Raw genomic sequence first — 14,491 nt, 5'->3', positions numbered from 1 at the left:
TCTGCTGCTGGAAGAGGCCGGGCTGTCGATGGCGATGGGGGCGTTCCTCGCAGGCGTTCTGCTGGCGAGTTCTGAATACCGTCACGCGCTGGAAAGCGATATCGAGCCGTTCAAAGGGTTGCTGCTGGGGCTGTTTTTCATTGGTGTGGGGATGTCCGTCGACTTCGGCACGCTGGTGACGCACCCGCTGCGGATCGTCATCCTGCTCGTCGGCTTCCTGATCATTAAAATGGTGATGCTGTGGCTGATTGCGCGTCCATTAAACGTGCCGACCAGGCAGCGCCGCTGGTTTGCCGTGCTTCTGGGGCAGGGGAGTGAATTTGCGTTCGTGGTCTTTGGCGCCGCGCAGATGGCAAACGTGCTCGATCCCGAGTGGGCGAAAGCGCTGACGCTGGCGGTCGCACTGTCGATGGCGGCGACGCCTGTGCTGCTGGTGGTGCTGACGCGTCTGGAAAAATCGGACAGCGAGCAGGAGCGCGAAGCCGATGAGATTGATGAGGAGCAGCCGCGCGTCATCATCGCCGGATTTGGTCGCTACGGGCAGATCGTCGGGCGTTTATTACTCTCCAGCGGCGTGAAGATGGTCATCCTCGATCACGATCCCGACCATGTCGATACCCTGCGTAAATTTGATATGAAGGTGTTTTACGGGGATGCCACCCGCGTCGATCTGCTGGAATCCGCCGGGGCGGCAAAAGCCGAGGTATTGATTAACGCCATTGACGATCCGGAGACCAGCATGCAGATGGTGGAACTGGTTAAAGAGCATTTCCCGGAACTGACCATTATCTCCCGCGCGCGCGATGTGGATCACTACATCAGGCTGCGACAGGCGGGCGTAGACGCACCGGAGCGTGAAACGTTCGAAGGTGCGCTGAAGTCTGGCCGTATGGCGCTGGAAAACCTGGGGCTTGGCGCGTACGAAGCGCGCGAACGGGCGGACCTGTTCCGTCGCTTTAATACCGAGATGGTTGAAGAGATGGCGGCGATGGCGGGCAGTACGGCCACCGAGCGCGCGGCGGTGTTTAAACGCACCAGCGCGATGCTGACGGAAATCATTAACGAGGACCGTAACCACCTGTCGCTGATCCAGCGCCATGGCTGGCAGGGCACGGAAGAGGGCAAGCATACCGGCGATCCGGCTGACGAGCCCGAGAGTAAACCTTCCGCGTGAAGTGGAGTTGCCAGCAATATTAAAAAATTTCTTTATCTTTACCCTGCCGCCAGTCGACGAAAGATTAAGCTTTCCGTATAGTGGCGGCAATTTTTTGCATCCGGGAAATTTTCAATGATCAGTCTGATTGCAGCGCTGGCGGTGGACCGCGTTATCGGTATGGAAAATGCCATGCCGTGGAACCTGCCTGCCGATCTCGCATGGTTTAAACGTACTACGTTAAACAAGCCGGTAGTGATGGGCCGCCTGACCTGGGAGTCGATTGGTCGTCCATTGCCGGGCCGTAAGAATATCGTTATCAGCAGCCAGCCAGGCACTGACGATCGCGTCGAATGGGTAAAATCAGTAGACGAGGCGATTGCTGCATGCGGCAATGCCGAAGAGATTATGGTGATTGGCGGTGGGCGCGTGTACGAGCAGTTCCTGCCAAAAGCGCAGAAGCTGTATCTGACCCACATTGATGCAGAAGTGGAAGGGGATACCCATTTCCCGGACTACGATCCGGACGAGTGGGAATCGGTATTCAGCGAATTCCACGACGCGGATGCACAGAACTCTCACAGCTACTGCTTCGAGATTCTGGAACGTCGTTAAGTGATTTTCCCTCTCCCGGCCGGGAGAGGGAATCATTATCAGGAGGCAACGGCCTCACTTTCTCCTAAGTCCAGCTGTCGGTTGGACGGCTGCACAAAGTAAGCTTTATCTTCCCAGCGTAAGCAGGTTAACTCCCCACCCCAGCAGCATCCGGTATCCAGACCGTAAATCCCTTCCGGCGTTCCTTTTCCTTCCAGTGCTGCCCAGTGACCAAATACCACGCTGTACTCGCTGGTCACCGGTCCCGGAATGGCAAACCACGGTTTCAGCGGGGCGGGCGCGCTTTCCGGCGTCTCTTTGGAATACATATCCAGCTGCCCGTTCGGGAAGCAGAAACGCATGCGGGTGAACGCGTTGGTGATAAAGCGCAGGCGGGCCAGACCGCTGAGATCCTCGCTCCAGTGGTTCGGCATATCGCCATACATGGCATCGAGGAAGAAAGGATACGAGTCGCTCGCCAGCACCGCCTCAACGTCACGCGCGCAGGTTTTCGCCGTCTCAAGATCCCATTGTGGCGTGATCCCGGCATGCGCCATGACCAGCTTTTTCTCTTCGTCGATCTGCAGCAGGGGCTGACGGCGCAGCCAGTTAATCAGATCGTCCGCGTCCGGCGCATCCAGCAGTGGTGTGAGGCGATCTTTAGGCTTGTTGCGGCTGATCCCGGCGAAAACCGCCAGCAGATGCAGATCGTGGTTACCCAGCACCATGCGCACGCTGTCGCCCAGCGATTTGACGAAACGTAATACTTCAAGGGAGCCGGGGCCACGCGCAACTAAATCGCCCGTCAGCCAGAGCGTGTCCTGTCCTGGCGTAAAGTCGACCTGTTTTAACAATGCGATCAGTTCATCGTAGCAACCGTGAACGTCGCCAATCAGATATGTAGACATTAGATTAATGAATGAGTGTAGTAACGGCGAGACGGAACACAGGAATGGCAACGCGGAATCCGTTGCCATCGACGTCGACCATTTCATAATGGCCTTGCATGGTACCCATCGGCGTTTCAATTACCGCGCCGCTGGTGTACTGGTACTCTTCGCCAGGGGCGATGTGGGGCTGTTCACCGACCACACCTTCGCCCTGAACTTCAATTTCGCGGCCATTGCCGTTAGTGATAAGCCAGTAGCGCCCGCGCAGCTGCACGGGCATCCGCCCCAGATTGCGAATGGTCACGGTATAAGCGAAAACAAAACGATCTTCGTCCGGAGAGGACTGTGATTCAACATAGACGCTTTGTACATGGACACATACGCGGGGCGAATCAATCATGGCTTAACTCTCCTTCGGCGGCGCATTATCGCTGATGTAATTAGCCAGCTTGCAGTACTGCTCTACGGAAATATTCTCCGCACGCATTGCCGGGTCGATCCCCAGCTCGGCTAACACCTCTACGGTAAACGAATTGCTCAGGCTGTTACGGATCGTTTTACGGCGCTGGTTAAAGGCTTCTGTGGTAATGCGGCTCAGTACGCGCAGATCTTTAACCGGATACGGTTTCGTCTTGTGCGGCACAAGGCGAACAACCGCTGAATCCACTTTCGGTGGTGGTGTGAACGCTGACGGCGGTACTTCGAGTACCGGGATCACGTTGCAGTAATATTGTGCCATCACGCTTAAACGACCATACGCTTTACTGTTCGGGCCTGCAACCAGACGGTTAACAACCTCTTTTTGCAACATGAAGTGCATGTCGGCAATGGCATCAGTATAGCTAAAGAGGTGGAACATGAGCGGCGTGGAGATGTTGTACGGCAGGTTGCCGAAAACGCGCAGCGGCTGGCCCATTTTTTCCGACAGTTCGCCAAAGTTCATGGTCATGGCATCCTGCTGATAGATGGTCAGCTTCGGCCCGAGGAACGGGTGCGTTTGCAGGCGTGCGGCCAGATCGCGGTCCAGTTCGATGACGGTCAGTTCGTCGAGGCGTTCGCCTACCGGCTCGGTCAGTGCGGCAAGGCCCGGGCCGATTTCGACCATCGCCTGGCCTTTTTGTGGATTAATAGCCGAGACAATGCTTTCGATCACGAACTGATCGTTAAGGAAGTTTTGCCCGAAACGTTTACGGGCTAAGTGGCCCTGATGGACTCGATTAGTCATTGAGTATTAACAATCATTTTGATGGCGAGATTAAGCGCCGTAATAAAACTGCCGACATCCGCTTTCCCCTGGCCTGCCAGATCCAGCGCAGTACCGTGGTCAACGGACGTTCGAATAAAAGGTAAACCGAGGGTGATATTCACCCCGCGGCCAAAGCCCTGATATTTTAGCACGGGCAGGCCCTGATCGTGGTACATCGCGAGCACGGCGTCGGCATTATCCAGGTATTTTGGCTGGAAAAGGGTATCTGCTGGCAGCGGCCCGCTGAGGTTCATCCCCTTCGCCCGCATTTCGTTGAGAACCGGAATAATGGTGTCGATCTCTTCGGTGCCCATGTGCCCGCCTTCACCGGCGTGTGGATTCAGGCCGCAAACCAGAACGTGCGGCTGCTTGATGCCGAATTTGGTTTGCAGGTCATGATGCAGGATCCCGATGATCTCCCGCAGCAGCTCCGGGGTGATGGCATCCGGAATGGCCTTAATGGGCAGATGGGTTGTCACGAGAGCAACACGCATCTCCTCGGTCGCTAGCATCATCACCACTTTCGGACTGTGCGAGCGCTCTTCGAAGAACTCCGTATGCCCGGTAAACGGTATGCCCGCTTCGTTGATCACGCCTTTGTGAACGGGGCCGGTAATCAGAGCGGCAAATTCGCCCTTCAGGCAACCGTCGCAGGCGCGCGCAAGGGTTTCAACGACATAGTGGCCGTTTTCCGTGCTGAGCTGACCCGGAATGACCGGCGTTCGAAGGGGAACAGAGAGAAGGGTAAGCGTACCGGCTTGCTGTGGTGCAGGCTGTTGGCCTTCAACGTAAGGGATGAGCGTTAAAGGCAGACCGAGCAGTGTTGCCCGGTCTTGTAACAGTGTTGCATCGGCGCAGACAACCAGTTCTACCGGCCAGCTGAGCTGGGCGAGCTGGACAACAAGGTCAGGTCCAATCCCGGCGGGTTCGCCGGGCGTGATAACAACACGATGCTGTTTCATTAGTTGCTCAGCACTTTCACGTAAGCACTGGCGCGTTGTTCCTGCATCCAGGTGGCTGCTTCTTCAGAGAACTTACGGTTAAACAGCATACGGTAGGCTCTGTCTTTCTGTGCCGCATCCGTTTTATCAACGTTACGGGTGTCCATCAGCTCGATCAGATGCCAGCCAAACGAAGAGTGGACCGGCGTGCTGATCTGGCCTTTGTTCAGCTTCATCAACGCGTCACGGAAGGCAGGATCGTAAATATCCGCAGCCGCCCAGCCCAGATCGCCGCCCTGGTTAGCAGAGCCAGGATCCTGAGAGAACTCTTTTGCGGCCTTCGCAAACGAGGTTTTACCGCTCTTAATGTCTGCAGCGATTTGTTCTAGCTTCGCACGCGCCTGATCGTCAGTCATGACCGGTGACGGTTTCAGCAGAATGTGGCGAGCGTGAACTTCGGTGACGGAGATATTTTGGCTCTGGCCGCGCAGATCGTTCACCTTCAGAATGTGGAAGCCCACGCCTGAACGGATAGGACCGACGATATCCCCTTTCTTCGCCGTGCTCAGCGCCTGGGCAAAGATGGATGGCAGCTCCTGAATACGTCCCCAGCCCATCTGGCCGCCTTTCAGCGCCTGTTGGTCAGCGGAGTAGGTGATGGCCAGCTTGCCAAAGTCGCCGCCGTTACGCGCCTGTTCAACAATAGAACGCGCCTGGCTTTCTGCTTCCGCAGCCTGATCGGACGTTGGGTTCTCTGGCAGTGGAATCAAAATGTGGCTCAGATTCAGCTCTGTGCTCGCATCGTTCTGGTTACCCACCTGTTTTGCCAGCGCCTCCACTTCCTGAGGCAGGATAGTGACGCGGCGACGCACTTCGTTGTTACGTACTTCTGAAATCAGCATCTCTTTACGGATCTGATTACGGTAGGTGGCGTAGCTGATGCCGTCATAGGCCAGACGGCTGCGCATCTGATCTAAAGACATATTGTTTTGCTTCGCGATGTTAGCGATCGCCTGATCGAGCTGCTCGTCAGTGACTTTCACACCCATTTTCTGCCCCATCTGCAGAACGATCTGATCCATGATCAGACGCTCCAGAATCTGGTGGCGCAGCGTGGCGTCATCCGGAAGCTGTTGACCGGCTTCGCCCGAATTGAGCTTCACCGATTTCATCAGACCGTCAACGTCACTTTCAAGCACGACGCCGTTGTTAACCACAGCAGCGACTTTATCAACAACCTGGGGGGCCGCGAAGCTGGTATTCGCAACCATAGCGACACCGAGCAGCAGCGTTTTCCAGTTCTTCATACTTTTTCCATTTCAATTAACCGCAAAGCGGATTACGTTGCAAATCAAGCACATTACAAGGAAGTACGGTATGGCAGAATATTCGAGCGCAGCATTTTCTGCGTACCCAGACCGTAGTTGGAACTCAGGCCGCGTAGCTCGAAGTTAAAGCCAATCACGTTATCGTATTTGCTCTGATTGTTGTTAGTATCCCAGCCGTTAAGCTTACGTTCGTAACCGACACGCAGCGCGTAACAGCAGGAGTTATATTGCAGACCCACCATCTGGTCAGCTGCTTTATGAGTGTTGGTGTCAAAGTAGTAAGCGCCAACGACTGACCAGCGATCGGCGATTGGCCAGCTTGCTGCACCACCGACCTGCGAAATACCGTCTTTATACTGTTCTCCATTGCCGTAGTTTGGCAATGTGGCCTGAATATATTCCGGGCTGGCATAACGATAGGTCAACTGCACCATACGGTCTTCATCCCGGCGATACTCAATGGCCGCTGTACTGTTGGCGATATTGTCGAGACGGGTGTCATATTGCACGCCACCGCGCAGACCCCAACGGTCGGTCATACGCCAGTAGGTGTCACCAGCCCAAATCAGCGAACCTGTCTTGTTATCTTTCTCCCACTTAATATTGTCATCGCCCGTGCGAGACTCGGTGAAATAGTAGATTTGACCAACAGAAACGTTAAAACGTTCAACGGCAGCATCATCATAAACGCGCGATGTGACCCCGGTCGTTACCTGGTTTGCCGAGGCGATGCGGTCAAGGCCACCGTAGGTACGGTCGCGGAACAGGCCGCTATAGTCAGACTGCAGTAATGAGGAGTCGTAGTTATTAATATTGCTCTGATCGCGATAAGGCACGTACAGATACTGCATACGTGGCTCCAGCGTCTGGGTATAGCCATCCGCCAGTAGACCCATATTGCGTTCGAAGATCAGCTTGCCGTCCATTTTGAACTGCGGAAGCGTACGGTTTACGGATTCTTCCAGGTGACCGGTATTGTTTGGATTCGCGTTGTAATCATCGATATTTTTCTGCTGATAGTGGGTCGCCATCAGCTTAGCTTCCGTGTTCAGACTTGCCCAGTCATTTGACCATGGCAGGTTGATTACGGGCTCCAGGTGAACGCGGGTGGCTTCCGGCATATTGGAATTTGTGTTTACAAAATGCACCGCCTGACCATAAATACGGGTGTCGAATGGACCCACGTCATTCTGGTACCAGTTAACGTCCAGTTGTGGCTCAGCGCCATAGGTACTCGCCGTTTGGCTATCAAATACCTGGAACTGCTTGCTTGTTACTGTCGCATCAAAGTTCTGCACCGCATAGCCTGCGCTGAAGATCTGCGTGGCATAACCGTCAGTACTCGAACCGTATTTTGACGAGAAATCGTTGAAGTAGTTCGGGTCACTCACCTTGGTGTAGTTGACGTTGAAACGCCAGACCTGATCCATCACACCGGAATGTTGCCAGAAATACATCCAGCGGTGTTTATTACCTTCGGTCGGATGCTCATCCTGGAAGACTTTATCCGACGGCAGGTAATCCAGCTCCATCAGACCTGCACCAGCGTGTGTCAGATAGCGGAACTCGTTCTCCCACATGATGTTGCCGCGCTTGTGGATATAGTGCGGCGTGATTGTCGCATCCATGTTTGGCGCGATGTTCCAGTAATACGGCAGGTAGAACTCAAAGTAGTTCGTGGTGCTGTATTTGGCATTTGGGATCAGGAAGCCGGAGCGACGTTTGTCACCCACGGGAAGCTGCAGATAAGGGCTGTAGAATATGGGCACTGGACCCAGTTTGAAGCGGGCGTTCCAGATCTCTGCGACCTGTTCTTCGCGGTCATGGATAACCTCGCTTCCGACCACGCTCCAGGTATTTGACCCCGGCAGACATGACGTAAATGTACCATTTTCCAGGATCGTATAGCGGTTTTCGCCGCGCTGTTTCATCAGGTCTGCGTCACCGCGCCCCTGGCGACCCACCATCTGGTAATCACCTTCCCAGACGTTAGTATCTTTAGTATTCAGGTTTGACCAGGCTTTCGGACCTTTCAGGATGACCTGATTGTCGTCATAGTGCACATTACCCAGCGCATCCACCGTTCGTACCGGCTCGGCCGCACCTTCCGGCTGCTTCTGGTGCAATTGCACTTCATCTGCCTGCAGGCGGCTATTACCCTGGTTAATATCCACATTGCCCGTAAACGTGGCATTGTCAGGGTAAGTCCCTTTCGAACTGTCGGCAGTAATGGTTACCGGCAAGCTATTTGTATCGCCACTCACCAGTGGGCGATTATAACTTGGGACGCCAAGCATACACTGCGAGGCGAGATCGGCCGCCAGCCCCTGTTGACTATACAGGGCGGAGCCAATCATTGTGGCCAGAAGGGTGGGGATACGTTTTTTCATACGTTGTATTTTATTGTTCCGTCATCAGTGGCTACGGCTTACAAACGCTCAGAGACTATCTTACTCATCTGCGCAGTACCAGCGTTAATCCTGCCCGTTTGCGTGCCAGAGTGTTAGGCTCGCTATCGAATGACGAGTATGATAAAGCAAATTATAGGCGATGTCCTTCAATTGACCGTGACTTGAACACAGTGATGATGACGTTGCGTCGGCCAGGAATATGACTATCCGGGGAGTATATGCAGTATTGGGGTAAAATAATCGGCGTTGCGTTCGCCATCATCATGGGTGCCGGGTTCTGGGGGATTATGCTTGGACTTATTATCGGCCATATGTTTGATAAGGCGCGCAGCCGCAAAATGGCCTGGTTTGCCAATCAGCGCGAGCGTCAGTCACTCTTTTTCTCCACCACCTTTGAGGTGATGGGGCACTTAACCAAATCCAAAGGGCGTGTCACAGAAGCCGATATTCAGATTGCCAGCGTTTTTATGGATCGTATGAACCTGCATGGCGATTCCCGTCTGGAAGCGCAAAATGCGTTTCGCATCGGTAAATCGGATAACTATCCGCTTCGCGAAAAAATGCGTCAGTTCCGCAGCATCTGCTTCGGACGTTTTGATTTAATTCGGATGTTTCTGGAAATTCAAATCCAGGCGGCCTTCGCCGACGGTTCACTTCACCCTAATGAACGTGATGTGCTGTACGTCATTGCGGAAGAGCTGGGCATCTCCCGTATGCAGTTCGACCAGTTCCTGCGCATGATGCAGGGCGGGGCGCAGTTTGGCGGCGGCTATCACCAGCAGTCGTCTGGCGGTGCCTGGCAGCAGGCGCAGCGTGGACCGACGCTGGAAGATGCCTGCAACGTGCTTGGCGTAAAGCCCTCTGACGATCAGACCACGATTAAACGTGCCTATCGTAAGCTCATGAGCGAGCATCATCCGGACAAGCTGGTCGCGAAAGGCCTGCCGCCAGAAATGATGGAGATGGCGAAGCAAAAAGCGCAGGAAATCCAGAAGGCGTACGAGCTCATTAAAGAGAAGAAAGGTTTCAAATAAGAAAAAGCCCGACGGTGTCGGGCTTTTTTTTAGAAGTCCACCGGGGCTTTAAACGTCATCGCGTTACCGAAGGCCGGATGGGTGATGGTGAGCGTCTGCGCGTGCAGCTGCAGACGTGGCGCTAAGGCCAGCGCTTCAGGCGGCGCGTAGAAGCGGTCGCCCAGAATCGGATGACCCAGAGCAAGCATATGCACGCGCAGCTGGTGTGAACGTCCGGTAATCGGTTTAAGCAGGACGCGCGCGGTATTATCCGGCGCATACTCCAGCACTTCATACTCGGTCTGCGCGGCCTTGCCGGTTTCGTAGCACACCTTCTGCTTTGGCCGGTTCGGCCAGTCGCAGATCAGCGGTAAATCCACCAGCCCTTCCGCCTGCGCGGGGTGGCCCCAGACGCGGGCGACATACTGCTTTTTCGGCTCGCGCTCGCGGAACTGACGTTTTAACTCGCGTTCCGCCGCCTTATTTAACGCCACCACAATCACGCCGCTGGTGGCCATGTCCAGGCGATGGACAGACTCCGCCTGCGGATAATCGCGCTGAATGCGCGTCATCACGCTGTCTTTGTGCTCATCCAGACGCCCCGGCACGGACAACAGGCCGCTGGGCTTGTTGACCACCATAATGTGTTCATCCTGATACAGAATGACCAGCCAGGGATCCTGCGGCGGATTGTAAGGCTCCATCACCATCTTGCGCTCCGTTTACTGATGCGTCACAACGATAAGACGCAGGGCATCCAGACGCCAGCTCGCCTGATTCAGGCTTTCCAGCACCTGCTGACGGTTACTTTCAATCGCCGCCAGCTCGTCGTCACGAATGTTCGGGTTGACGGCTTTTAACGCTTCCAGACGCGACAGCTCCGCAGACAGTTTCTCATCGGCTTCACTACGCGCAGCGTCAATCAGCGCTCTGGCCGCTTTCTCAATCTGGGTTTCGCCCAGTTGCAGAATAGCGTGCACGTCCTGCTGGACCGCGTTAACCAGCTTGCTGCCGGTATGGCGGTTCACCGCGCTCAGCTGTCGGTTGAAGCTTTCGAACTCGACCTGTCCGGCCAGGTTCGTGCCGTTTTTGTCCAGCAGCAGGCGGACCGGCGTTGGCGGCAGGAAGCGGGTGAGCTGCAGCTGTTTCGGCGCCTGCGCTTCCACAACGTAGATCAGCTCTACCAGCAGGGTGCCGACAGGCAGCGCCTTGTTTTTCAACAGGGAGATGGTGCTGCTGCCGGTATCGCCGGAGAGGATCAGGTCCAGACCGTTACGGATCAGCGGGTGTTCCCAGGTGATAAACTGGGCATCTTCGCGGGACAGCGCCACGTCACGCTCGAAGGTGATGGTACAGCCATCTTCCGGCAGGCCCGGGAAATCCGGAACCAGCATGTGATCGGACGGGGTCAGGACAATCAGGTTCTCGCCACGGTCGTCCTGGTTGATGCCGACAATGTCGAACAGGTTCATGGAGAAGCTGATCAGACTGGTGTCATCATCTTGCTCTTCAATACTCTCAGCAAGCGCCTGCGCTTTTTCACCGCCGTTGGAATGGATCTCCAGCAGGCGATCGCGACCCTGTTCCAGCTGCGCTTTCAGCGCGTCGTGCTTCTCGCGGCAGGACTTAATCAGATCGTCAAAGCCGTCGGTGTTTTCCGGCGCGGCCAGGTAGCCGATCAGATCGCCATGCACCTGATCGTAAATGGTGCGGCCCGTCGGGCAGGTATGTTCAAACGCGTCCAGACCTTCGTGGAACCAGCGCACCAGCACGGACTGCGCGGTTTTTTCCAGATACGGCACGTGGATCTGAATATCATGCGCCTGACCAATACGGTCCAGACGGCCGATACGCTGCTCCAGCAGATCCGGGTTAAACGGCAGATCGAACATCACCAGGTTGCTGGCGAACTGGAAGTTACGGCCTTCAGAGCCGATTTCCGAGCACAGCAGAACCTGCGCTCCGCTGTCCTCTTCCCCGAACCACGCCGCGGCGCGGTCGCGCTCGACGATGGACATGCCTTCGTGGAACACGGCGGCACGAATACCCTCACGCTCGCGCAGGACCTGCTCCAGCTGCAGCGCGGTGGCCGCTTTGGCGCAGATCACCAGCACTTTCTGGGAGCGGTGCGCGGTCAGGTAGCCCATCAGCCACTCCACGCGCGGATCGAAGTTCCACCAGGTGCCGGTATCGCCTTCAAATTCCTGGTAGATTTGTTCCGGATAAAGCATGTCGCGGGCGCGCTCTTCCTGGGTTTTGCGCGCGCCCATAATGCCGGAGACTTTAATCGCCGTCTGATACTGCGTCGGCAGCGGAAGCTTGATGGTGTGCAGCTCGCGTTTCGGGAAGCCTTTGACGCCGTTACGGGTATTTCGGAACAGCACGCGGCTGGTGCCGTGGCGGTCCATCAGCATGTCGATCAGCTCTTTGCGCGCGGATTCCGCGTTGTCGCTCTCGCTGTTCGCGGCCTGCAAAAGCGGCTCGATATCCTGCTCGCCAATCAGATCGCTCAGGGTGTTGAGTTCGTCATTTGAAAGACGCTTGCCCGCCAGCAGCATGGCGACGGCATCCGCCACCGGACGGTAGTTATTCTGTTCTTCCACAAACTGCTCAAAATCGTGGAAACGGTTGGGATCGAGCAGGCGCAGACGGGCAAAGTGGCTTTCCAGCCCCAGCTGCTCCGGCGTTGCGGTCAGCAGCAGGACGCCAGGCACGCGTTCGGCAAGCTGCTCGATAGCCATATATTCGCGGCTCGGCGCATCTTCGCTCCAGACCAGGTGGTGCGCTTCGTCGACCACCATCAGATCCCATTCGGCATCGCACAGATGCTCAAGACGCTGCTTGCTGCGGCGCACGAAGTCCAGAGAGCAAATCACCAGCTGTTCGGTTTCAAACGGGTTGTCGGTATCGTGCTGCGCTTCGGCGTAGCGTTCGTCGTCGAACAGCGAGAAACGCAGGTTAAAGCGGCGCAGCATCTCAACCAGCCACTGGTGCTGCAGGGTTTCTGGCACCACAATCAGCACGCGCTCGGCGGCGCCGGAAAGCAGCTGTTGATGCAGGATCATGCCCGCTTCGATGGTTTTACCCAGACCCACTTCATCTGCCAGCAGCACGCGCGGCGCGTGGCGACGGCCCACGTCATGGGCGATGTTCAGCTGGTGGGGGATCAGGCTGGTGCGCTGGCCGCGCAGGCCGCTCCACGGCATACGGTACTGTTCACTCTGAAACTTACGCGCGCGATAGCGCAGCGAGAAGCGATCCATACGGTCGATTTGCCCGGCAAACAGGCGGTCCTGCGGCTTGCTGAACACCAGCTTGCTGTCGAGCAGCACTTCACGCAGGATGACATTGGCCTCGTCGGTGTCCAGACGAGTCCCGATGTAGGCGAGCAGTCCATTCTCTTCTTTTACGTCTTCAATCTTGAGCTGCCAGCCGTCATGGCTGGTCACGGTGTCACCCGGATTAAACATCACGCGGGTAACAGGGGAGTCATTGCGAGCGTACAGACGGTTTTCACCGGTGGCTGGGAAGAGGAGGGTAACCATACGCGTATCAATTGCTACGACGGTTCCTAATCCAAGTTCGCTTTCTGTATCGCTGATCCAGCGTTGACCAAGTGTAAAAGGCATAGTTGTTCGGCTCTAATCTTTAATTGCAGGCAATAGTTCGACCCCCGTCAAAAAAGACGGTCATCGAAAAATGGGTCCGGGAATGGAAAGGGCGCTATGGTACTGGATGGCAGCCATTTCGTCACGCGTCAAAATAGGCCAAGTTGCCCTGTCACTAGTGTAGCAAAATCATCGTCGATGAAGGGCAAAATTCCGTCGGCAACCGGCTGAAGCTGACGCGTCAGATAGTGTTCGTAATCCAGCGGAGAACGCTGATAATCCACGGGTTCCGGGCCGCTAATGGTCCAGACGTATTTGATGGTCCCCCGGTTTTGATACTGCGGCGCGCGGCCGCGGCGTACGTTTTCTTCATCCGCGAGACGCGCGGCGCGTACGTGCGGAGGAACGTTACGCTGGTACTCCGCCAGCGGGCGGCGCAGGCGCTTGCGGTACACCAGCTGCGCGTCAAGTTCGCCCGCCATCAGGCTGGCTATCGTCTCGCGCACGTAGTCCTGATAGGGCTCATTGCGGAACACCCGAAGATAGAGCGTCTGCTGGAACTGCTGCGCCAGAGGCGTCCAGTCGGTACGCACGGTCTCTAGCCCTTTAAACACCATCCGCTGCGCGTCGCCTTCCTGAATCAGCCCGGCGTAGCGCTTCTTGCTGCCCTGATCGGTACCGCGAATGGTGGGCATTAAAAAGCGGGCGAAATGGGTTTCAAATTCCAGCTCCAGCGCGCTGGTTAACCGCGCTTTCTGCAGATGTTCCTGCCACCAGTCGTTCACGAAGGCGACCAGCGCTTTACCGATTTGCGCGGCGTCTTCTTCCGAATGCGCGCCCTTAAGCCACACAAAGGTGGAGTCGGTGTCGCCGTAGATGACGTCATAGCCCCGGGATTCAATCAGCGCTTTGGTCTGGCGCATGATCTCGTGCCCGCGCATGGTGATCGACGACGCCAGGCGCGGGTCAAAGAAGCGGCAGGCGCTGGTGCCCAGCACGCCGTAAAAGGCGTTCATGATGATTTTCAGCGCCTGTGATAGCGGCTTGTTACCGTGGCGCTTGGCCTCGTCGCGGCCGTTCCAGATGTTTCCCACGATGTCAGGCAGACAGTGTTTTTCCCGCGAGAAGCGTGCGCCGAGGAAGCCTTCGGTGCTGTGCTCATCATCCGGCTGGGCCATGCCCTCAACCAGCCCGACGGGATCGATCAGGAAGGTGCGGATGATCGACGGGTACAGGCTTTTGTAGTCCAGGACCAGAACGGAGTCATACAATCCTGGCCGGGAATCCATGACGTAGCCGCCGGGGCT

General features: G+C 56.1%; 12 protein-coding genes. 3 read left to right on the top strand and 9 right to left on the bottom strand.

Translation table 11 applies throughout. The features are described 5' to 3' along the window. Together DOU50_RS04025 and folA are read left to right on the top strand one after the other, a co-directional pair. Nucleotides 1-1,174, top strand: a 1,174-nt coding sequence (locus DOU50_RS04025; RefSeq protein WP_194266123.1) for an NAD-binding protein, incomplete at its 5' end; no start/stop codon positions are given. Nucleotides 1,175-1,288: 114 nt separating this feature from the next. Then, complete coding sequence (gene folA / locus DOU50_RS04020; RefSeq protein WP_008502023.1) at nucleotides 1,289-1,768, top strand: type 3 dihydrofolate reductase; 480 nt, start codon at nucleotides 1,289-1,291, stop codon at nucleotides 1,766-1,768. A 38-nt stretch (nucleotides 1,769-1,806) separates the two neighbouring features. Here folA and apaH read toward each other — a convergent pair whose 3' ends face one another. From apaH to lptD, 6 genes are read right to left on the bottom strand one after another with little or no spacing between them, the layout of a single operon-like run. Then, nucleotides 1,807-2,655 (bottom strand): bis(5'-nucleosyl)-tetraphosphatase (symmetrical) ApaH, encoded by an 849-nt coding sequence (gene apaH, locus DOU50_RS04015; protein WP_023310360.1) that lies wholly within the window; start codon nucleotides 2,653-2,655, stop codon nucleotides 1,807-1,809. Nucleotides 2,656-2,659: 4 nt separating this feature from the next. After that, a complete protein-coding gene (gene apaG / locus DOU50_RS04010; protein ID WP_024907431.1) occupies nucleotides 2,660-3,037 on the bottom strand; it encodes a Co2+/Mg2+ efflux protein ApaG in 378 nt (125 codons plus the stop codon). Nucleotides 3,038-3,040: 3 nt separating this feature from the next. Continuing rightward, nucleotides 3,041-3,862, bottom strand: coding sequence for a 16S rRNA (adenine(1518)-N(6)/adenine(1519)-N(6))-dimethyltransferase RsmA (gene rsmA / locus DOU50_RS04005; RefSeq protein WP_023310362.1), 822 nt, complete (start codon nucleotides 3,860-3,862; stop codon nucleotides 3,041-3,043). Then, a complete protein-coding gene (gene pdxA, locus DOU50_RS04000) occupies nucleotides 3,859-4,845 on the bottom strand; it encodes a 4-hydroxythreonine-4-phosphate dehydrogenase PdxA (protein WP_148768868.1) in 987 nt (328 codons plus the stop codon). The genes rsmA and pdxA overlap by 4 nt, the downstream gene beginning before the upstream one ends. Then, the gene (gene surA, locus DOU50_RS03995; protein WP_048989666.1) at nucleotides 4,845-6,131 is read right to left on the bottom strand and encodes a peptidylprolyl isomerase SurA; all 1,287 of its coding nucleotides are present in this window, start codon (nucleotides 6,129-6,131) and stop codon (nucleotides 4,845-4,847) included. The genes pdxA and surA overlap by 1 nt, the downstream gene beginning before the upstream one ends. A gap of 53 nt (nucleotides 6,132-6,184) precedes the next feature. Further along, nucleotides 6,185-8,542 carry an LPS assembly protein LptD gene (gene lptD, locus DOU50_RS03990; RefSeq protein ID WP_024907434.1) on the bottom strand — a complete coding sequence of 786 codons (2,358 nt, stop codon included), beginning with the start codon at nucleotides 8,540-8,542 and terminating at the stop codon, nucleotides 6,185-6,187. 239 nt (nucleotides 8,543-8,781) lie between these two features. Between lptD and djlA the strand changes: the two genes are divergently transcribed. Further along, nucleotides 8,782-9,597 (top strand): co-chaperone DjlA, encoded by an 816-nt coding sequence (gene djlA, locus DOU50_RS03985; protein ID WP_148768867.1) that lies wholly within the window; start codon nucleotides 8,782-8,784, stop codon nucleotides 9,595-9,597. A 29-nt stretch (nucleotides 9,598-9,626) separates the two neighbouring features. Here the strand turns inward: djlA and rluA are convergent, their stop codons facing one another. From rluA to DOU50_RS03970, 3 genes are all read right to left on the bottom strand, one after another. After that, entirely contained in the window at nucleotides 9,627-10,286 is a 660-nt protein-coding gene (rluA, locus tag DOU50_RS03980) for a bifunctional tRNA pseudouridine(32) synthase/23S rRNA pseudouridine(746) synthase RluA (RefSeq protein ID WP_008502014.1), read from the bottom strand. Between the two features lie 12 nt (nucleotides 10,287-10,298). Then, nucleotides 10,299-13,205: an RNA polymerase-associated protein RapA gene (rapA, locus tag DOU50_RS03975; protein ID WP_148768866.1), complete on the bottom strand. Its 2,907-nt coding sequence runs from the start codon at nucleotides 13,203-13,205 to the stop codon at nucleotides 10,299-10,301. 128 nt (nucleotides 13,206-13,333) lie between these two features. Next, nucleotides 13,334-14,491 (bottom strand): DNA polymerase II (locus DOU50_RS03970; protein WP_148768865.1); only part of this gene is annotated, 1,158 nt, incomplete at its 5' end.

This window comes from Enterobacter sp. C6 (genome assembly GCF_008122455.1).
In the GTDB taxonomy this organism is placed as follows: domain Bacteria; phylum Pseudomonadota; class Gammaproteobacteria; order Enterobacterales; family Enterobacteriaceae; genus Enterobacter; species Enterobacter pseudoroggenkampii.
This window is presented reverse-complemented; position numbering and strand designations above follow the sequence as displayed.

Excerpts from the sequence above, each read along its gene's own strand:
- rluA (WP_008502014.1), bottom strand. The coding sequence starts at position 10,286 with ATGGTGATGGAGCCTTACAATCCGCCGCAGGATCCCTGGCTGGTCATT.
- djlA (WP_148768867.1), top strand. The coding sequence starts at position 8,782 with ATGCAGTATTGGGGTAAAATAATCGGCGTTGCGTTCGCCATCATCATG.
- apaG (WP_024907431.1), bottom strand. The coding sequence starts at position 3,037 with ATGATTGATTCGCCCCGCGTATGTGTCCATGTACAAAGCGTCTATGTT.
- rsmA (WP_023310362.1), bottom strand. The coding sequence starts at position 3,862 with ATGACTAATCGAGTCCATCAGGGCCACTTAGCCCGTAAACGTTTCGGG.
- apaH (WP_023310360.1), bottom strand. The coding sequence starts at position 2,655 with ATGTCTACATATCTGATTGGCGACGTTCACGGTTGCTACGATGAACTG.
- folA (WP_008502023.1), top strand. The coding sequence starts at position 1,289 with ATGATCAGTCTGATTGCAGCGCTGGCGGTGGACCGCGTTATCGGTATG.
- pdxA (WP_148768868.1), bottom strand. The coding sequence starts at position 4,845 with ATGAAACAGCATCGTGTTGTTATCACGCCCGGCGAACCCGCCGGGATT.
- lptD (WP_024907434.1), bottom strand. The coding sequence starts at position 8,542 with ATGAAAAAACGTATCCCCACCCTTCTGGCCACAATGATTGGCTCCGCC.
- surA (WP_048989666.1), bottom strand. The coding sequence starts at position 6,131 with ATGAAGAACTGGAAAACGCTGCTGCTCGGTGTCGCTATGGTTGCGAAT.
- rapA (WP_148768866.1), bottom strand. The coding sequence starts at position 13,205 with ATGCCTTTTACACTTGGTCAACGCTGGATCAGCGATACAGAAAGCGAA.